The organism is Streptomyces sp. P6-2-1 (assembly GCF_050613165.1).
Classification (GTDB): Bacteria; Actinomycetota; Actinomycetes; order Streptomycetales; family Streptomycetaceae; genus Streptomyces.
The window spans coordinates 2,851,587-2,869,931 of the sequence record NZ_CP192513.1 but is presented as its reverse complement, the minus strand read 5'-3'; the positions used below and the strand labels follow the sequence as shown (position 1 = coordinate 2,869,931).

Annotated in this window: 14 protein-coding genes and 1 tRNA gene; 11 read left to right on the top strand and 4 right to left on the bottom strand. The window is 74.4% G+C overall.

Annotated features, from left to right (window positions below; genetic code table 11):
• Positions 1 to 20 precede the first annotated feature (20 nt).
• From galU to ACQYWQ_RS12375, 6 genes are all read left to right on the top strand, one after another.
• Positions 21 to 929, top strand: a complete 909-nt coding sequence (gene galU, locus ACQYWQ_RS12400; protein ID WP_431034494.1) for a UTP--glucose-1-phosphate uridylyltransferase GalU — start codon at positions 21 to 23, stop codon at positions 927 to 929.
• The gene (locus ACQYWQ_RS12395; protein ID WP_431034492.1) at positions 929 to 2,341 is read left to right on the top strand and encodes a molybdopterin molybdotransferase MoeA; all 1,413 of its coding nucleotides are present in this window, start codon (positions 929 to 931) and stop codon (positions 2,339 to 2,341) included. The genes galU and ACQYWQ_RS12395 overlap by 1 nt, the downstream gene beginning before the upstream one ends.
• Positions 2,342 to 2,484: 143 nt before the next feature.
• Positions 2,485 to 3,615, top strand: coding sequence for a bifunctional molybdenum cofactor biosynthesis protein MoaC/MoaB (gene moaCB, locus ACQYWQ_RS12390; RefSeq protein WP_431034491.1), 1,131 nt, complete (start codon positions 2,485 to 2,487; stop codon positions 3,613 to 3,615).
• A 26-nt stretch (positions 3,616 to 3,641) separates the two neighbouring features.
• The gene (locus ACQYWQ_RS12385) at positions 3,642 to 4,259 is read left to right on the top strand and encodes a GNAT family N-acetyltransferase (RefSeq protein ID WP_431034489.1); all 618 of its coding nucleotides are present in this window, start codon (positions 3,642 to 3,644) and stop codon (positions 4,257 to 4,259) included.
• Positions 4,260 to 4,424: 165 nt separating this feature from the next.
• On the top strand, positions 4,425 to 5,774 hold the full coding sequence (gene sepX / locus ACQYWQ_RS12380; RefSeq protein WP_431034487.1) for a divisome protein SepX/GlpR: 1,350 nt from the start codon (positions 4,425 to 4,427) through the stop codon (positions 5,772 to 5,774).
• 86 nt (positions 5,775 to 5,860) lie between these two features.
• Positions 5,861 to 5,934, top strand: a tRNA-Ala gene (locus ACQYWQ_RS12375).
• Between the two features lie 199 nt (positions 5,935 to 6,133).
• Here ACQYWQ_RS12375 and ACQYWQ_RS12370 read toward each other — a convergent pair.
• Positions 6,134 to 7,210 carry a M48 family metallopeptidase gene (locus ACQYWQ_RS12370; protein ID WP_431034484.1) on the bottom strand — a complete coding sequence of 359 codons (1,077 nt, stop codon included), beginning with the start codon at positions 7,208 to 7,210 and terminating at the stop codon, positions 6,134 to 6,136.
• Positions 7,211 to 7,608: 398 nt separating this feature from the next.
• On the opposite strand from ACQYWQ_RS12370, the gene ACQYWQ_RS12365 reads away from it, so the two are divergent.
• Together ACQYWQ_RS12365 and ACQYWQ_RS12360 are read left to right on the top strand one after the other, a co-directional pair.
• Entirely contained in the window at positions 7,609 to 8,064 is a 456-nt protein-coding gene (locus ACQYWQ_RS12365; RefSeq protein WP_431034483.1) for a hypothetical protein, read from the top strand.
• The gene (locus ACQYWQ_RS12360; RefSeq protein WP_431034482.1) at positions 8,061 to 10,337 is read left to right on the top strand and encodes an NB-ARC domain-containing protein; all 2,277 of its coding nucleotides are present in this window, start codon (positions 8,061 to 8,063) and stop codon (positions 10,335 to 10,337) included. The genes ACQYWQ_RS12365 and ACQYWQ_RS12360 overlap by 4 nt, the downstream gene beginning before the upstream one ends.
• A gap of 116 nt (positions 10,338 to 10,453) precedes the next feature.
• On the opposite strand, the gene ACQYWQ_RS12355 is transcribed toward ACQYWQ_RS12360, so the two are convergent.
• A complete protein-coding gene (locus ACQYWQ_RS12355) occupies positions 10,454 to 12,355 on the bottom strand; it encodes a hypothetical protein (protein ID WP_431034481.1) in 1,902 nt (633 codons plus the stop codon).
• 258 nt (positions 12,356 to 12,613) lie between these two features.
• A complete protein-coding gene (locus tag ACQYWQ_RS12350) occupies positions 12,614 to 13,099 on the bottom strand; it encodes a GNAT family N-acetyltransferase (protein ID WP_431034479.1) in 486 nt (161 codons plus the stop codon).
• A 77-nt stretch (positions 13,100 to 13,176) separates the two neighbouring features.
• Here ACQYWQ_RS12350 and ACQYWQ_RS12345 point away from each other — a divergent pair, with 77 nt between their 5' ends.
• Positions 13,177 to 13,980: an exodeoxyribonuclease III gene (locus tag ACQYWQ_RS12345; RefSeq protein WP_431034478.1), complete on the top strand. Its 804-nt coding sequence runs from the start codon at positions 13,177 to 13,179 to the stop codon at positions 13,978 to 13,980.
• Positions 13,981 to 14,119: 139 nt separating this feature from the next.
• Here ACQYWQ_RS12345 and ACQYWQ_RS12340 read toward each other — a convergent pair whose 3' ends face one another.
• The gene (locus ACQYWQ_RS12340; protein ID WP_431039160.1) at positions 14,120 to 14,785 is read right to left on the bottom strand and encodes a MerR family transcriptional regulator; all 666 of its coding nucleotides are present in this window, start codon (positions 14,783 to 14,785) and stop codon (positions 14,120 to 14,122) included.
• 284 nt (positions 14,786 to 15,069) lie between these two features.
• Here ACQYWQ_RS12340 and ACQYWQ_RS12335 point away from each other — a divergent pair, with 284 nt between their 5' ends.
• Together ACQYWQ_RS12335 and ACQYWQ_RS12330 are read left to right on the top strand one after the other, a co-directional pair.
• Complete coding sequence (locus tag ACQYWQ_RS12335) at positions 15,070 to 15,570, top strand: peptidylprolyl isomerase (protein ID WP_431034477.1); 501 nt, start codon at positions 15,070 to 15,072, stop codon at positions 15,568 to 15,570.
• A 1,218-nt stretch (positions 15,571 to 16,788) separates the two neighbouring features.
• Positions 16,789 to 18,336, top strand: a complete 1,548-nt coding sequence (locus tag ACQYWQ_RS12330) for a flavin-containing monooxygenase (protein ID WP_431034475.1) — start codon at positions 16,789 to 16,791, stop codon at positions 18,334 to 18,336.
• Positions 18,337 to 18,345: the final 9 nt, after the last annotated feature.

Genomic DNA, 18,345 nt, shown 5'->3' with positions numbered 1-18,345 from the left:
GCCCTGGCTATGGTGGCGTCATGACTTCCGCACACACGAGGATCACCAAGGTCGTGATCCCCGCCGCCGGCCTCGGTACCAGGTTCCTTCCCGCGACCAAGGCCACACCGAAGGAAATGCTGCCGGTCGTGGACAAACCGGCGATCCAGTACGTCGTCGAGGAGGCCGTCTCGGCAGGCCTCAGTGACGTCCTCATGGTGACAGGCCGTAACAAGCGCCCCGTCGAGGACCACTTCGACCGGAACTACGAGCTGGAGGAGGCGCTCCGTCGCAAGGGCGACGGCGACCGCCTCGCCAAGGTGCAGGAGTCCTCCGACCTCGCCGACATCCACTACGTGCGCCAGGGCGACCCCAAGGGCCTCGGCCACGCCGTGCTCTGCGCGGCCCCGCACGTCGGCAGGGAAGCCTTCGCCGTCCTCCTCGGCGACGACCTCATCGACCCGCGCGACCCGCTCCTCGCCCGGATGATCGAGGTCCAGGCCCGTGAGGGCGGCAGCGTCGTCGCGCTCATGGAGGTCCCGCCCGCGCAGATCCACCTCTACGGCAGCGCGGCCGTCGAGACGACCGCCGACGCCGACGTCGTCCGCATCACCGGGCTCGTCGAGAAGCCCAACCCGGCCGACGCGCCCAGCAACTACGCGATCATCGGCCGCTACGTACTCGACCCGCGCATCTTCGACATACTGCGCACGACCGAGCCGGGCCGCGGCGGCGAGATCCAGCTCACCGACGCGCTCCAGCAGCTCGCCGACGACGAGAAGGCAGGCGGCCCCGTGCACGGCGTCGTCTTCCGCGGCCGCCGCTACGACACCGGTGACCGCGGCGACTACCTGCGCGCCATCGTCCGCCTCGCGTGCGAACGTGAGGACCTGGGCCCGGACTTCCGCGCCTGGCTCCGCAGTTACGTCGACGAGGAGATGCAGCCGTAGTGAGCACGACGACGCAGCCCCAGGGCCCCGACGCCACCTGGACGGTGACCGCGCACCTGGACGACATCCTGGCCACGGTGCGCCCGCTGGAGCCGATCCAGCTCCAGCTGCTCGACGCCCAGGGCTGCGTCCTCGTCGAGGACGTCACCGTGCCGCTCTCGCTGCCCCCCTTCGCCAACAGCTCGATGGACGGGTACGCGGTCAGGGCGGCCGATCTCGCGGGCGCCGACGCGGAGGCGCCCGTCGCGCTCCGCGTCGTCGGGGACGCGGCCGCGGGCCCGTCCCCCGAGCTGACGGCGCGAGCCGGCGAGGCGGTCCGCATCATGACGGGGGCCCCACTGCCCGAGGGCGCGGACACCGTCGTGCCCGTCGAGTGGACCGACGGCGGCATCGGCGGCGGTCCCGTCGACCGCATGACCCCGCACAGCACGGCGCCCGAGGGCGCGTCGGGCACGGTCCGCGTCTTCCGCCCCGCCGAGCCGGGCGCGCACGTACGGGACGCGGGCAGCGACGTACGCGAGGGCGACCTCGCGCTCGCCGCGGGCACCGTCCTCGGCCCGCCCCAGCTCGGCCTGCTCGCCGCCGTCGGCCGCGACACCGTGCGCGTACGCCCCCGCCCCCGCGTCGTCGTCCTCGCCACCGGCAGCGAACTCGTCCAGCCCGGCGAGACCCTGGCCCCCGGTCAGATCCACGACTCCAACAGCTTCACCCTCACCGCGGCGGCCCGTGAAGCGGGCGCGCTCGCCTTCCGCGTCGGCGCCATCGGGGACGACGCCGAGACCCTGCGCGCCACGATCGAGGACCAGCTCATCCGCGCCGACCTCGTCGTGACCTCCGGCGGCGTGAGCGTGGGCGCGTACGACGTGGTCAAGGAGGCCCTGACCGGCTGGAAGGGCCTGCCCGACGCGGAGGCCGACGGCGAGGGCGGGCGCGCGACGGCGGGTACGGGCGAGGCCACGGGTACGGAGGAGGACGCGCCGGTGGCCGAGGACGCCGTGGCGCCCCGCGGGGTCACCTTCCGCAAGCTCGCGATGCAGCCGGGCAAACCCCAGGGTTTCGGCACGATCGGCCGCGACGCCACGCCCGTCCTCGCGCTTCCCGGCAACCCGGTCTCGGCGTACGTGTCCTTCGAGCTGTTCGTCCGCCCCGCCCTCCGCGCCCTCGCCGGTCTCCCCGACCTGCACCGTCCCACCGTCCGCGCCCTCGTCGACGCGCCCAAGGCCCTCACCTCGCCCGCCGGCCGCCGCCAGTACCTGCGCGCCCGCCACGCGGAAGGGCGTGTCACCCCCGTCGGCGGCGCCTCCTCGCACCTGGTCGGTGCCCTCGCGCAGGCGGACGCCCTCCTCGTCGTCCCCGAGGACCGCACCTCGGTGGAGCCGGGCGAGGAAGTGGAGGTCGTCCTGCTCGGGTGAACGGCTCCGGTACGGGGCGGGCCCGCGCGGCGTTCCCGCACCGGTGCTGCCCTGATTCCGCCGGGCCCGGGCGAGTACCGTGGCTGCCCGACACCGGCCCGCGCGGGACGCCCGCGAGCCCACAACGGGAGCACCTTCGCCTCATGACCGCCACGCCCGCGGGGGCCGCAGCCCCCGAGCCAGCGGACCCGCCGCCCGGCGGGCTCACGCACCTCGACTCCTCGGGCGCGGCCCGCATGGTCGACGTGACCCACAAGAACGTCACCGCACGCACCGCGCGCGCCACCGGACGCGTCCTCGTCACCCCCGAGGTCGTCGCCCTGCTGCGCGGCGAAGGACTGCCCAAGGGTGACGCCCTCGCGACCGCCCGCCTCGCGGGGATCATGGGCGCCAAACGCACGCCCGACCTCGTCCCGCTGTGCCATCCCCTCGCCCTCTCCGGCGTGAACGTGGACCTGGAGGTCACCGACGAGGCCGTCGTGATCACCGCCACCGTCCGCACGACGGACCGCACGGGCGTCGAGATGGAGGCCCTCACCGCCGTCTCGGTCGCGGCGCTCACGGTCGTCGACATGGTCAAGGCCGTCGACAAGGCCGCGATCATCACCGATATCCGCGTCGAGACCAAGACGGGCGGCACGTCGGGGGACTGGCACCGCGACAGTGCCCCGGCCGAGGCCCCCCGCGCCCGCGCGGCCTCGCCCCGTACGCCGCTCGGTCCGCGTACCGCCCTCGTCGTGACCGCGTCGAACCGGGCGGCGGCCGGGGTCTACCCGGACCGCGGCGGGCCGCTGATCGCCGAGGCGCTGCGGGCCTGGGGCTTCGCGACCGAGGGCCCGCAGGTCGTACCGGACGGGGCGCCCGTGGAGGCGGCGCTGCGCGCAGCTGTCGAGACCGGCTACGGCGTCGTCGTGACGACGGGCGGCACCGGGCTCACGCCCAACGACCTCACCCCGGAGGCCACCCGGGCCGTCCTGGACCGCGAGATCCCCGGCGTCGCCGAGGCGATCCGGGCCGAGGGGCTCGGCAAGGTCCCGAGCGCCGCGCTCTCGCGCGGGCTCGCCGGGGTCGCTGGGCAGACGCTCGTGGTGAACCTGCCGGGCTCCACGGGCGGGGTACGCGACGGACTCGCGGTCCTGGAGCGCTGGCTGCCGCACGCCGTCGACCAGATCCACGGCGGCGACCACCGCCCGGCACCGGAGCAGACCGGTGCCGGAACCGACCCGGGGCCGGGCACCTCCGGCCCCGCCGAGAATGCTGGGAGCCCGAGCTGAACGGGTATCTGTCCACGTGGCCCGTCGTGCTGACGGAGGGCGACGTGACCCTGCGCCCGATAAGACAGCGCGACCAGAGCGCCTGGCGCGAGGTCAACCGGCGCAACCGTGACTGGCTGCGCCCCTGGGAGGCGACGATCCCGCCGCCGACCCCCTCGGGCCCCATCACGCACCGCCCGACCTACCGTCAGATGGTGCGGCACCTGCGCGGGGAGGCGAAGGCGGGCCGCATGCTGCCCTTCGTCATCGAGTACCAGGGGCGCCTGGTCGGTCAGCTGACGGTCGCCGGGGTCACCTGGGGGTCGATGTGCTCGGCGCACATCGGTTACTGGGTCGACCAGGACATCGCCGGACGGGGCGTCATGCCGACCGCCGTGGCGCTCGCCGTCGACCACTGTTTCTTCCGGATGGGCCTGCACCGTATCGAGGTCTGCATCCGTCCCGAGAACGGCCCGAGCCGCCGCGTCGTGGAGAAACTCGGCTTTCGCGAGGAGGGATTGCGCCCCCGTTATCTGCACATCGACGGCGGCTGGCGCGACCACCTCGTCTTCGCCCTGACGGCGGAGGACGTCCCGCAAGGACTGCTGACGCGGTGGCGCTCGCGGCGCAGCTCACCGGGGGAGCGGAAAAGCCCTTCCCCGTAATTCGAAAAGATATTCGAATAGAAGGGTGATCTGATCCTTAGATACCCTTCGTGCCTTTCTGCTGATCAGATCGTTCCTAAAAATGCCCGTGTTATCAGTCGGTTCGTGCGACACACCGACTCAATTGGCGGATCGCCTGGCGAAAACCCCTCTACCGTGTGAGAGGTGAGCAGCAGTGGCCTCATTTACGCAGTCATCGTCGGGGCCTGGGCGGCCTACCTGGTGCCGATGTGGCTCCGCAGGCAGGACGAGCTGAACGAGGCTCGTCCGACGGAACGTTTCAGTACCGCCATCCGGTTGCTGTCCGGACGGGCGGGAATGGAACGCCGTTACGCCAAGGAGCTGCGGGAGCGCGCCCCGGGAGAACCGGCGCAGGCCCTCGCGGAGGACGCGGAGCCGACCGAATCGGTCGACGTCCGCGCCTTCGCCGTGGCCAGGACCGCGGTCCGCGGGACGCCGGAGCGGCAGCCCGCCTCCCCGCCCCCGCCGCCGTCGCCCGCGGAGTCGCCGCGCGCGCAGGTCGCCGAGGAGCAGGACGGGCGGGAGCGGCCCCGGCCCGCCGAACGGGCACAGGCCGGGCCGGGCGAGGGGGCGCGGGCCCCGGTGGAGACCGAGACCGTACGGAACGAGCGGCCCCGTACCGTGTGGAGCCCCGGCGCCGCCGAGGTGCAGGCGCGCGCCCGCCGCACCCGTGTGCTCGCCCGCCGCAGGCGCACCACGGTGCTGCTCTTCCTCGTCTTCACGCTCGGCTCGGTCGCCGCCGCCGTGTGGGGCCTCGGCTTCCTGTGGGCGCCCGCGATCCCGGCCGTGCTGCTCAGCGCGTACATCGCCTACCTGCGCGGCCAGGAACGCCGCCGCTTCGCGTACACGATGGACCGCCGCCGCGCCGAGGACGCCGCCGCCCGCCTGCGCGACCACGGCCGCGGCGAGCGGGCCGATGACCACGCCCAGGCGCCCGAACGCCGCCCGGCCCAGGAACGGCGCCCCGCTCCCGACCGGCATCCCGCTCCCGAGCGCCGCCCCGCCGCGCCCGAGCGTCGGCCCGTCGCCGAGGAGCGTCCCGCCGAACCGGTCGCCCCGCAGGCCGATGCGCCCGCGCACCACGCCCCGGCCGGGGAGGAGGCGGGGCGTCCCGATCATGACGCGCACCCCGACGCCTCCGCGCTCGCCGCGGGCCGCCGGGCCCTGGTCGAGCAGACCGACCACGCGGAGTGGGTCGACCAGCAACGCGCCCCGCGCAGGGAGCCGCGCGGCGCGGGCTGGGACCCGGTCCCCGTCCCCCTGCCGACGTACGTGACCGCGCCCGTCGCCCCGCGCGCCACCCAGGACGTCGACCTGGGCGCCCCCGACGTCTGGTCCTCGGCCCGCTCCACCTCCGCGGAGCCCACCCCGCGGCCCGAGCCGGAGCGGCCCGAGGAGTCCCGCCCCTCGCGCCGCACCCGCGGCCGCCGCCGCAACACCCCGCTCTTCGACCAGTACGAGGACAAGCCCCCGCGCCGCGCGGCGGGCGAGTGAGACCGGTGACCGCGCCGGGCGCCTGACCTGTGCGGAACGGATTACCGAGCACCCCTTCGGGGGTGCTAGAGTTTCACTCGTCGCAAGGGCCTGTGGCGCAGTCCGGTAGCGCACCTCGTTCGCATCGAGGGGGTCAGGGGTTCGAATCCCCTCAGGTCCACAGACGATAGTTCTTGAGTTGGCTCAGGAATGGTGACGAGATCCCGTCCGATCGCAAGATCGGGCGGGATCTTCGTCGTTTCGGGGGGCGTTCGATGCCTGCTCGGGGTGGCGGGCGGCAGGTGGCGCTGACGGCCGGCCCGGCTGTCCGGTGGCGGCCCGGGGGTCGGGCGGTTCTGGCGGCGGGGGCCTCGCGGGGGTCAGTCCTCGCCGGGGCCCGGGTCCTCGTCCTTGCCGGGGCGGCGGGGGGACAGGCCGGAGAGGCGGGAGCGGGCCTTGGTGGTGAGGCTGCCCGCCTCGCCAGCGAGGTCGGTGACGAGGCGCATGAGGGGGTCCTTGCTGGTGCGCACGTCATGGGCGTAGGCGCTCGCGGACTGGCGGAAGGACTCGCCGACCTTGGTGTCCGCGTCCTCGTCGCGCCGGGGGTAATGGCCGTCCATGAGGCGCTGGTAGTCGCGGGTCGTCGCCCAGCGGTGCAGTTCGGCCGCGCGGACCGTGGTGAAGGGGTGCGAGCGGGGGAGCACGTTGAGGATCTTGAGCACCGAGTCGCGCAGGTCGCCCCCCGCCTCGTACTCCTCGGCCTGGCGCAGGAAGGCGGCGGTGTTCATCTCGGACAGGTGCTTGCCGCCCGCGAGCTTCATGAGGCCGCGCAGCGAGGCGTCGATGTCCTGGCCGACGAGCAGGCCCGCGCGGTCGGCGGACAGCTCGGACTTGCGGAACCACTCGCGCAGGGCGACGACGAGCGCGTTGACCGCGACGCCGCCCAGCGGTATCCACGCGACCTTGACGGCCATCGTGGTCAGGAACAGCAGGATCGTGCGGTACACGGAGTGTCCCGAGAGCGCGTGCCCCACCTCGTGACCGATGACGGCCCGCATCTCCTCCTCGTCGAGCAGTTCGACGAGCCCCGTCGTCAGCACGATGACCGGCTCGTCCATCCCCACGCACATCGCCTGCGGCCGCGGGTCCTGCGTCACGAAGAGCGGCGGGACCCGCTCGACGTCGAGGACGCGGCAGGCGTCGACGGCCATGCGGTGCAGGGAGCGGAACTGGTCCTCGTCGGCCCGCACCGAGTCGGAGAGGTAGAGCAGGCGCAGGCTGCGTTCGGGCAGCATGCCGCTGAGGGCCTTGAAGACCGTGTCGAAGCCGGTGAGGCGGCGCAGGGCGACGAGCGCCGAGCGGTCCGCCGGGTGTTCGTACGCCCGTGGTGAGATCCCGGGGAAGGTGCGGCGCACACGCGCGGGCGCGCTCTCCTCCTCGTACCGGCCGTCGTCCATCGTGCTCCCCCGTGTCGCGCTCCGGCCGCCGAGGACCCCGCGTCCCCGGCGTGCCCACACCCTAGGCGACGGCACCGACACAGGGGTACGGGTCGGACAGGGCCCCGTGGGGGGCGCGGACCGGGTCCGGGGGCTCGCTGAGGGGGCTGCCGACCGCCCCCGACGATGCCCGGGTGGTGCTTCTCTGCCCGTTGACGTGCGGGTTTCTCCCGTTCAGGCGCCTTTGTCGGTGGGGGACTTTATGGTGGGAGGCACTTCGGGCGGCCCGGGTGCGCTGCCCGCGGGGCGGGAGGGCTTGGCGCGCGTCGGTCTGTCCAAGGTCTGCCGTTCTCTCTACGGTGGGAGGAGTACGTGCGCCGGTCCCGGCAGGGGATTCCGGCACGGGGGAAGAGGAAACGATGGACGTGAGCCTGCTGGCCGGTGAAGGGGCGACCGCGCTCGTGGGACTGATGGTCGCCGACGGGTGGGCGGCCGTCAGGGAGCGTGTGGCGCGGTTCCTGACGCGCGGGGACGACGGCGCGGAGGACGTGGAACGGGTGGAGGCCGAGCTGGAGGAGGCGCGGCGCGATGTCGTGGAGGCGGGCGAGGACCGCGAGGTCGCCGAGGACGTCGCGGCGGCATGGCGGCTGCGGTTCCGGCGGGCGCTGCGGGAGCACCCGGAGGCGGCGGCCGAGCTGCGCGCCCTGCTCGACGAGCTGGCGCCCGGTCAGGGCGGCACGGGAAGCGGGGACACGTACAACTCGGTGAGCGGCACGGTGAACGGTGGGGCGGTGGTGCAGGGGCGGGACTTCGGGGCGTTGACCATCGGTCTGCCGCGGCCCGGCGCGAGTGCGGACGGGCGGTCAGGCACATGACGGCGCCGGAGGACGAGCCGGGCGCCGAGGCGGCGGCGCCCTGGGGCAACGGCGTCTCGGGGACCGTGAACGGCACGGTCATCCAGGCGGGCCGGGTCCACGGAGGCATCACCGTCGTTACAGGGGCGTCCGCCCCCGAGCGCGTCGTCCCTGACCAGATCCCGCCGCTGACGGTGCCGTTCGTCAACCGCCGCGCCGAACTCGCCCTCCTGGCGGCGGACTCGGCGCCACGCCCGCACGAGGGCGAGCCACCCGGCGAGGGGAACGAGCCGCACGGCGAGGAGGACGACCTGGTCGGCGACCGTGACGCGGTGGAGGTCGGTTACCGGGTGTTCTTCGGGCTGCCCGGGGTCGGCAAGACCGCGCTCGTGCGCAAGTGGGGGCGGGCGCGGGGCACGCGGGACCGCTTCCCGGACGGGCAACTGTTCGTGGACTACGCCGGTTTGCGCGGTGTGGACGGGGACAGCGCCATCGCCCTCGCGCGCTGCCTGCGCGAGCTGGGGGTGAAGGAAGAGTTCATCCCGCACACGCTGGAGGACCGGGCCGCGCTCTACAGGCATCACACGGCGGGCAGGCGGCTGCTCGTGGTGGTCGACGACGCACTCAAGGCGGCGCAGGTCAGGCCGCTGCTCCCGCAGGGGGCCGGAAGCATGCTCCTCGTCACCAGCACCCGTCGGCTGGGCGAACTGACGCTCGACGGGGCACGGTTGACGCCGATGGCGCCGCTGGACGCCGATGCGGCGCTGCGGCTGCTCGCGGACCGCCTGGGGCCGGAGACCGTACACGCGCACCGCGAGGCCGCGCTGAGCGTCGTCGCCGCCTGCGGTGGGCTGCCCAAGGCACTGGACCTGGCGGCGGTCCGGCTGCTCCAGCGTCCGCATCTGACCTTGCCCGCGCTGGCCCGTGAGCTGGCGAGAGAATCGAACCGGCTGCGCGGTCTCGCGCTCCGAGGGGGACCTGCCATGTCCACGGTGCTCGAACTGACCTACGGCGAGCTGTCGCAGGAGGAGGCCGGGTTGTACCGGCTGCTCGGGGTGTTGCCGGGGCGGACGTGCGAGCCCGTGACCGTCGCCGCCGGGCTCGGCCTGGCGGCGCAGGGCGGTGAGGGGGAGGCGGCGGAGCTGCTGGAACGGCTCTTCGACGCGGGCCTCCTCGACGCGGCCGAGGGCGGGCACTACCGGATGCACGACCTGGTCCGGGCCCACGCGCGTGAGAAGGCCGGCGAGGTGGAGGGCGCGCGGTGGGCGGACGGCGTCGTGGAGCGGGTGACGCGCGCTCTGCTGTTGCGCACCGCGCAGGCCGACCGGGCGCTGCGTGAGGACCGGCTGCGGGTCGCCGTACTGGACGAACTGCTCGCGCAGGCGCCCGATCCCTTCGCCGACGGGGCGGAGAGGGAGCGGGCGAAGCGGGCGCTGGCGTGGCTGGAGGCAGGGAAGTACAACACCCTCGCCGTCCTCGCCGCGGCCGAGGCCCTGGGGCTGCACGGTCTCGTGTGGCCGCTCGCCGAGGCGCAGACGGCGCTCTTCCTGCACCACCGTCACGTGCGCGAGTGGCTCACCAGCCTGGAGACGGGGGCGCGCGCCGCGGCCGCCGACCTCGCCCCGGCCGGGGAGGCACGCCTGCGGAGCCTGCTGTCGCGGCCGCTGCTCGACCTCGGTGAGGACGAGCGGGCGCGGGCCGAGCTGGAGCGGGCCGCGGCGTGCGCGGAGGTCGCGGCGAGTCCCGTACTGAGCGCTTCCGTCCTGGAGTTCTCCGGGCGCTACTGGGACCGGGCGGACCCGGAGCGTGCGGTCGGGGTGTACGCGCGGGCGGTCGAGCTGAACGCGGAGGCGGGGGAGGAACGCGGCGGCGCGCTCGCGGAGTTCTTCCTCGGCAGGGCGCTCGTGGCGACGGGCCGCGCCGCCGAGGCGCTGCCGGTCCTGGAACGGGCGCGCGATGTGCTCAGGGGCCTGGGCGAGGACGACCGGAGGATGGCGGCGCGCGCGGGAGCGGCGCTCGGCGATGCGCGCGAGGCGCTGGGCGACCTGGCCGGGGCGGAGCGGGAACTTCGGGAAGCGGCCGGTGAGTTGCGGGCGGTGGATGCCACGTACTACGAGGCGCAGGCGCGCGAGCGGCTCGCCGGGCTGATGGTGCGCGAGGGGCACCTGACGGCGGCGCGGGCGGAGGCGCTGCGCGCGTACACGATCTACGAGGAGGGCGGGAGCCCCGAGGCCGGGCGGCTGCGGGTGCGGATGGCGGCCTTGCTGGGGGAGGACGTGGTGGCGGGGGAGTAGACAGGACAGGACGGGCCCGGTGGCCTCGGCTTCGGGGGTTCCACCCGGGTGCCGTGCCTTCGGGGGCGGGACTCGCGCGCCGCGCCTTCGCCTCGCGGGGGCCCGGTGCGGTGTGGTCAGTGGCCGGGCTTGGGGAGACGGCGCAGGGTGAGGGCGGTCGCGGGGCGGTCGCCGGAGGCGGTGTGCAGGCGCGCGTCGAGCGGGGCGGGCGCCGGACCGGATGCGGTGGGGGCTTCGAGGTCGCCGGGGTACAGCCGCGCGAGCGTCGTGGCGTACGAGACGGCGGCGAGCAGCTGCGGATCGGGGGGTTCCCCGGGGCTCGTGGGTGCGACCTCGACGAGCCGGCCGTCCCGCCAGTGAGCGAGGCAGCCGCCGTCGTGCAGCGGGACGACGGCGAGGATCGCGCCGGGCAGCCGGTCGAGGAGCCGCGTCGTGCGCAGGCAGGCTTCCGCGGCGTGCGCGGCCGGTTCGCGCTCGGCGACGACGGAGGCGTGTTCGAGGCGGCCGAGGTCGGGCTCCGCGGAGTCGCAGGCGAGGTAGACGCAGCGGAGCGGGGCGCGGGCGCCCGTACGGTCCCGGGGGATTTCGTCCTCGTACCCGTCCTCGTCCCCGTACGGGTCCTCGGTGGTGTCCGCCGACCGCGCGGGCTGCCCGGACTCCTCGGCGTACCCGGCCTCTTCGGTCTCCTCGGCGTCCCGGGGAAGGGCGGCTGCGGGGGTGCGGTGGACGTGGACGGCGGGGGGCTGGTGGGCGGGTGTGTGGAGGGTCGCCGTGACGTGCCAGGAGGTGGCGGCGGTGTCCTCGGTGGGCGGCGCGGGGTCGGGGAGGGCGAGGACGGGGGCGCGTTCGCGGGGCGGGGGCAGGCGCAGGAGGCGGTAGACGATCGCGCGGAGGCGGTCGGCGGCTTCGCCGGGGTCGGTGAACGCGGCCTCGGCGACGGCCGCGTACCGGTCCGGGGTGTGGTTCTCGCGTGCCGCTGCGATGAGGTCGCGGAGCCTGCGGCCCGTGGCGTCGGGCGGCAGGTGCGGGGCGGTACGGGAGAGGAGGGCCCCCGCGGTGCCGGGCACCGCCTCGCTCCCGTACGCGCCGAGCAGGACGGGTTTGCCGAGCGCGGCACCGAGCAGGGTCACCGAGCCGTGGTCGCCGACGACGAGCGAGGCGCCGACGAGGGCGCTGCGCCAGGCGTGCGCGGCGGGGACGAGGAGGAGCCCTGCCGCGCGGGCGGGGGCGAGGACGTGGCGGAGTTGCCAGGCGCCGTGCGCGGACCACACGTTCGGGTGGACGACCGCGGCGACGCGGTACTCGTCGTAGGGGAGCGCGGCGAGGAGTTCGGCGGCGAGACGGGGGCGGCGGCCGAGGAGGGAGGTGGGGCCCCAGGTGGAGCTGATGAGGAGGAGGTCGCGCTCGGGGGAGCCGGTGAGTATCCGCCGGTAGTGCGCGGCGTGCGGAAGGTTGCGGCGGAGTTCGTCGTAGCAGGGGTCGCCGACGAGGAGGGTGCGGCCTGCCGTGCCGGGGTGGGCGGCGCGCAGTTGGGCGGCCTGGTCGGGGTGCGAGACGGTGAGCCAGGCACGGCCGGAGGCGAGGAGGGCGTCGGGGACGAGGCCGGAGAGGCGGCGGCCGGGGGCGCGTGCGTCGGGGACGAGCTTCTGGAAGCCGACACCGTGCGGGAGGACGAGGACGGGGCAGTCCCCAGCCGGGACCTCGATGTTCTCGCTCGCGGAGAGGATGAGGTCGGGGGCGCACTCGGCGAGCTGGGACCAGGGCATGACGCGGCAGCCGTGGTGGTGGAGCAGGTCGAGCACGCCGTCGCCGAAGGCGGAGCCGGGGTCGTGGGCGAAGACGACGGAGACGCGGGGGTCGCCGTGCAGGATCGCGGGGAGTGCTTCGAGTGCCCGGGTGGTGGAGGTCACGGTGCGGGCGGCGACGACGAGGGTGCGCTCGGTGGGGAGGGTCGCCCAGCGGTCGGCGTCCGGGCCGACGGGGACCCGCAGGTGCTGCGGCGCGGGGACGGCGCTCACGCCGTCTCCCCGGGGCGGCCGTGTGCGGCTCGGTGGGACCCGGCCGGGGCTGTCAGGGTGGACACCTGTTGCTCCGCCTTCGCACGGTGGTGATCTCCCGTACGGGATACGAGGTGTGGACGTCGTCCACAGTACCCGGCGGGGCGGGGGGCGCGGGGGCTCGCTCGGGACTCGCAGGGGACTCGCTGGGGAACGGGGCGGCGGGGCTGGCCCGCGACTCGATCGCGCGGGGGCCGGTGGCGGGGGGCGTGCGGCGCGTCAGTGGTGGAGGGGCTTCACGTAGCAGAGGCTCGTGTCGTACGCGCGGTAGAGGCCGAACTTGGCGGGGGCGGGCGTGTAGCCGCTGGAGAGGTAGAGGGCGACGGCCTCGGGCTGCATCGTGCCGGTCTCCAGGACCATGCGGGTGCGACCGGCCTGGCGGGCGTCGTCCTCCAGGAGCGCGAGGATGCGGCGCGCGAGGCCGAGGCCGCGGGCCTCGCGGACCACGTACATGCGCTTCAGCTCGGCGTCGCCGTCCGCGTACCCCTCCTCGTTGGTGTCCTGCCGGCGCCAGCCGCCGGTCGCGACGGGGCGTTCGCGCTCGTCGTAGGCGAGGAGGTAGAGGCCGCGGGGCGGGGTGAACATCGCGGCGTCGAGCGGGGTCATGTCGCCGTCGTCACCGTAACGCTCGGCGTATTCGAGCTGGACCTGGTCGTTGAGCTTGACGGCGTCCGGGTGGTCGTACGGGACGGGGCGGATCTGCATGAGGATGATCGTACCGCCGGTCCCAACTGTGGATAACTCCGGACGAATGTCCGAGCGTGTGCTCTAGGGTTTCGAGTGTGCTGATCGTGACGAGTGTGAATGTGAACGGGCTGCGTGCCGCGGCCAAGAAGGGCTTCACCGAGTGGCTGGCGGGCACCTCGGCGGACGTGCTGTGCCTCCAGGAGGTACGGGCCGAGGCCCACCAGCTGCCGGAGGAGGTGGCCCGCCCCGAGGGCTGGTTCAGCCTGCACGCCCCGGCGGCCGACAAGGGGCGGGCCGGGGTCTCGCTGTACACGCGGCGGGAGCCGGACCGCGTGCGGACGGGCTTCGGGAGTGCGGAGTTCGACGGGTCCGGGCGGTACGTGGAGGCGGATCTGCCGGGTGTGACGGTGGCGAGCCTGTATCTGCCGAGCGGTGAGGTGGGGACCGAGCGGCAGGAGCAGAAATACCGCTTCATGGACGAGTTCCTCGCCTACCTCAAGGAGCTGCGCGCGCGGGCGGCGGCGGAGGGGCGCGAGGTGCTGGTCTGCGGGGACTGGAACATCGCGCACACCGAGGCCGACCTGAAGAACTGGCGGGGGAACCGCAAGAACGCGGGCTTCCTGCCGGAGGAACGGGAGTGGCTGTCGCGGGTGCTCGACCCGGCGGACGGCGGGTACGTGGACGTGGTGCGCGCGCAGCACCCGGGCGTGGAGGGGCCGTACTCGTGGTGGTCGTACCGCGGGCGGGCCTTCGACAACGACACGGGGTGGCGGATCGACTACCACATGGCGAGCCCGCGGCTCGCCGGGCGGGCGGTGAAGGCGGAGGTGGAACGGGCGGCGACGCACGAGGAGCGGTGGAGCGACCACGCGCCGGTGACGGTGACGTACGAGATGTGACGGGTGCGGGGAGGGGTGGCACCGGAGGCTGAGGTGGTGAGGGTGGAGACGGGGGCGGGGTGTAGTTCGGGGCCTGGCAGATGCGGGGTCCGGTGCGGGTGCGGGTGCGGGTGCGGGTTCGGCTTCGGGGGCGGTGAGGTCAGGCGGGCGGGTTCGGCGGCGTCTTGGGGGCGGGTTCGGGGCTGGGCGCGGGGGCCGGAGCGGTGAGGCGGCGGTCGAGGGCGAGGGAGAGTTCGGCGTCCACGACGGCCTTGGCGAGCGGGCGGAGCTTGTCGATGTCGGTGGCGAGCGCGTGGGGGCGGAGGGTCTCCAGGAAGAGGGTGGCGAGTGCCTCGGCGTGGACGCGGACCTGGCGGGCCGCGTCCAGGACGGTGGCCAGCGGGACGCCCTCGCGGACCAGCGTCGTGGAAACGTCAAGAAGGCGCCGGCTGATGTGGACGATCGTGTCCCCGTCGACGGCGAGGTAGCCGAGGTCGAGCGCGGCGGCGAGGTTCTCCGGGGTGACCTCGCCCGCGAAGTGGTCGGCCAGTTCCTCGGGGGAGAGGCGGACCGGGGTCTCCTCCGTCGGGGTCTCGCCGACGCCGAGGACGTCGGCGACGTTCCTGCCGTGCTCGAAGGCCTCGGCGAGTTCGGCGATGCCGTTGAGGGTGTGGCCGCGTTCCAGGAGCGCGGCGATGGTGCGCAGGCGGGCGAGGTGGTGCTCGTTGTACCAGGCGATCCTGCCCTCGCGGCGGGGCGCGTCGAGCAGCTTGCGCTCGCGGTAGAAGCGCAGGGTGCGCGTGGTGATGCCGGCGGCCTCGGCCAGCTCGGCGGTGCGGTACTCGGTGGGTGGGGCGGGGGCGGTCGCGGGGGGCGGGGTGGCTGGGGTGGTCGCCCGGGTGGGGTCGGGGGCCGGGGTGGGCCCGGTCGTCGGGGTCGGCTCGGTCGTCGGGGTGGGCTCGGTCGTCGGGTGCTCGTCCACGTGGCGCACCCTATGCGGGGCGGAGGGGTGGTGGGGGTGGGGTGGGGGAGGGGGGGAGGGGGCCCCGCCCCGCGCTGGCACAATGCGGGGATTGTTCTGGTTGTACCGACGGGTCGAAGGAGAGCCGTATGACGCAGGTGAAGCTGACCACGAATCGCGGGGACATCGTGCTGGAGCTGGATGAGGCGAAGGCGCCCCAGACGGTGGCGAACTTCGTCCAGTACGTCAAGGACGGGCACTACGACGGGACGATCTTCCACCGGATCATCAACGACTTCATGGTCCAGGGCGGTGGCTTCGACACCGCGATGAAGCAGCGGCCGACGCGGGCCGCCGTGCAGAACGAGGCGGACAACGGGCTGAAGAACGGCACGTACACCGTGGCGATGGCGCGCACGAGCGACCCGCACTCGGCCACGGCGCAGTTCTTCATCAACGTCAAGGACAACGGCTTCCTCGACCACAGCGGCAAGAACCCGCAGGGCTGGGGGTACGCGGTCTTCGGCAAGGTCGTCGAGGGGCAGGCCGTGGTCGACGAGATCAAGGCGGTGCCGACCGGCATCAGGAACGGCATGCGGGATGTGCCCAAGGACGATGTCGTCATCGAGCGGGCGGAGATCGTCGGCTGACGGCGATTCACCTCGCGCCGGACGGCGCGGTGGCGGGCGGGTGGGCTTGGGTGCCTGCCCGCCCGTCGCGGTTTCGGGCCCATGCGGTGGCAACGGGTCGCGTCTAACGCCGCACCGTGTTCCCGGGCGTCTCCGTCTCGCCGCCGGTGTGCCCCGGCCCTCCTCGCCCCAGGGCGGGGTCTCGCTCGCGGCCCCGCCACACGGCACTCACGGCGGACGCGCCCTCGGTCCCAGGGCTCCAGCCTCCCGGTCGCCTGCCGCCTTGCGGCGCGAACCGCCCCCGTGTCCTTAGTCGTGCGGCCGGGCCCCGGGAGGCTGTAGCCGTGCGGCCGGGCCCCGGGAGGCTGTCTCACGGCAGGGAGCCCCGATGTCACCCGGCGCTCTACGGCTTCAGCTTCCGCTGGTCTCCCCCCTGCGCGGCGAGGCCGGCTGCGTGGCGAGGCCGGCTGCGTGGCGAGGCCCGCTCGGTGGAGGGGCCCGCTCTGCGGCGCGGCCTGCGGTGTGGCGGGGCGGGCCCGTTCTGTGGCGCGGCCCCTATGCGGCGAGGTCCCCTCCGTGCCCCGGCTCTGTGGCGGGGCCTCGCGGCCGCTCGCCGCACGGAAGCGGCCCCGGGGCGCCGCGCCTCACAGCCTTCGCCGCTCCCGGGCCCCCTCTCCCGGCAGCGCGAGCCCCGTGCGTCCGCCCCGGCCCCCACGGCACGGGGTCCGGCGGCTCCCCCTCGCGGCTCCGTCTCCGCGCGCCCGTTCCTGCGTATCCGGCCGCGTGTGCCCGGCCCCGCGCCCCAGTTCCTGTGCGCCCGTCCCCGTGCGCCAGTCCCAGCGCATCCGTCCCCCTGGGCTCGCCCGTGCCGCCTTGTGCCCGACTGCGCGCGCCCGACTGCGCGCGCCCGCCTCCGCGCGCCCGACCGGGCGCACTCGTGCGCGCGTCCGTCCCCGCGCACCCGCTCCCCGTGCACCCGCTCCCCGCGCGCTCGACCGCGCCCACCGCCCGGCCCCGCCCGTCCCCGCGCGGCCGATCGCGCCCCCGCCCGCCCCGGCGCGCCCACCCCCGTGCACCGACCCACCCGTGTCCGTCCCCCTCCAGCCCTCTCCAGGGGCTTCCGTACCGGCGGTAACAAAGTCTCGTTCGACCCCTACCCATGAGTACAGGTCTGTTCTACGCTCCGATCGTGCCAGTGATTGCTGGCAACATCGTCGGGAGAGTGCGGGAGGCGGCTCGATGGCGAAGACAAGCAGCAGCACCCACGTGCGGGTGGCCGTGGTCGGTTCGGGGTTCGGGGGGCTCGGCGCCGCCGTGCGGCTGCGGCGCGAGGGGGTGACCGACTTCGTCGTGCTGGAGCGGTCGGGGTCCGTCGGCGGGACGTGGCGCGACAACACGTATCCGGGGTGCGCCTGCGACGTGCCCTCGCACCTGTACTCCTTCTCCTTCGCGCCCAACCCCGAGTGGCCGCGCACCTTCTCGGGCCAGCCGCACATCCGCGCCTACCTGGAGCGTGTCGCCGACACCTTCGGCCTCCGCCCGCACCTGCGCTTCGACAGCGAGGTGCGGCACATGCGCTGGGACGGCGAGCGGATGCGCTGGGAGCTGGACACGGCCTCGGGCCCGTACACCGCCGACGTCGTCGTCTCGGCGACCGGGCCGCTCTCGGACCCGAAGATCCCGGACATCCCCGGGCTCGACACCTTCCCCGGCAAGGTCTTCCACTCGGCGCGCTGGGACCACGACTACGAGCTGCGCGGCAAGCGCGTCGCGATGATCGGTACGGGCGCCTCGGCCATCCAGATCGTTCCCGCGATCCAGCCCGAGGTCGCGCGGCTCACGCTCTTCCAGCGCACGCCCGCCTGGGTCATGCCCCGGATGGACCGCGAGGTGAGCGGCCTGGAGCGGCGGCTGCACCGCGCGCTGCCCTTCACGACCGTCGCGCGCCGCGCGGCGCTGTGGGGCATCCGCGAACTCCAGGTGCAGGCGTTCACGAAGCGGCCCGACGAACTCGGCCTCGTGGAACGCCTCGCGAAGGCGAACATGCACCGGTCCATCAAGGATCCCGCGCTGCGCGCCAAGCTGACGCCCTCGTACCGCATCGGGTGCAAGCGCATCCTGCTCTCCAGCACCTACTACCCCGCCCTCGCGCGGCCCAATGTGGACCTCGTCGCCTCCGGGCTCAGCGAGATCAGGGGCAACACCCTTGTCGCCGCCGACGGTTCGACCGCCGAGGTCGACGCGATCGTCTTCGGTACGGGCTTCCACGTGACCGATATGCCGATCGCCGAGCGCGTCGTGGGCGCCGAGGGGCACACGCTCGCCGAGAACTGGAAGGACGGCATGGCCGCGCTGCGCGGCGCGACGGCGAGCGGCTTCCCGAACTTCATGACCGTCATCGGGCCCAACACCGGGCTCGGCAACTCCTCGATGATCCTCATGATCGAGGCCCAGCTGAACTACCTCGCCGACTACCTCCGCCAGCTCGACGTACTCGGCCCCGGCACCGCCCTTGACCCGCGCCCCGCCTCGGTCGACGCCTGGAACGAGCGCGTCCAGACCCGGATGGAACGCACGGTGTGGAACACCGGCGGGTGCACGAGCTGGTACCTCGACGCCTCGGGACGCAATACGACGATCTGGCCGGGCACGACGGCCGATTTCCGCGCCGCGACACGGCGCGTGGACCTCCTGGAGTACGACGTGCTGCGGCCCCCTCGGGCGGCCATCGCGCCGGACCAGGCCCGTACCGCCCGCACCGCGACGAAGGAGGTGGCGGCCGCGTGAGTCCGCTGC

Coding starts and splice junctions, on each gene's coding strand:
- ACQYWQ_RS12330 (WP_431034475.1), top strand. CDS start 16,789: ATGGCGAAGACAAGCAGCAGCACCCACGTGCGGGTGGCCGTGGTCGGT.
- ACQYWQ_RS12350 (WP_431034479.1), bottom strand. CDS start 13,099: ATGCAGATCCGCCCCGTCCCGTACGACCACCCGGACGCCGTCAAGCTC.
- ACQYWQ_RS12335 (WP_431034477.1), top strand. CDS start 15,070: ATGACGCAGGTGAAGCTGACCACGAATCGCGGGGACATCGTGCTGGAG.
- moaCB (WP_431034491.1), top strand. CDS start 2,485: ATGACCGCCACGCCCGCGGGGGCCGCAGCCCCCGAGCCAGCGGACCCG.
- ACQYWQ_RS12360 (WP_431034482.1), top strand. CDS start 8,061: ATGACGGCGCCGGAGGACGAGCCGGGCGCCGAGGCGGCGGCGCCCTGG.
- ACQYWQ_RS12365 (WP_431034483.1), top strand. CDS start 7,609: ATGGACGTGAGCCTGCTGGCCGGTGAAGGGGCGACCGCGCTCGTGGGA.
- galU (WP_431034494.1), top strand. CDS start 21: ATGACTTCCGCACACACGAGGATCACCAAGGTCGTGATCCCCGCCGCC.
- ACQYWQ_RS12370 (WP_431034484.1), bottom strand. CDS start 7,210: ATGGACGACGGCCGGTACGAGGAGGAGAGCGCGCCCGCGCGTGTGCGC.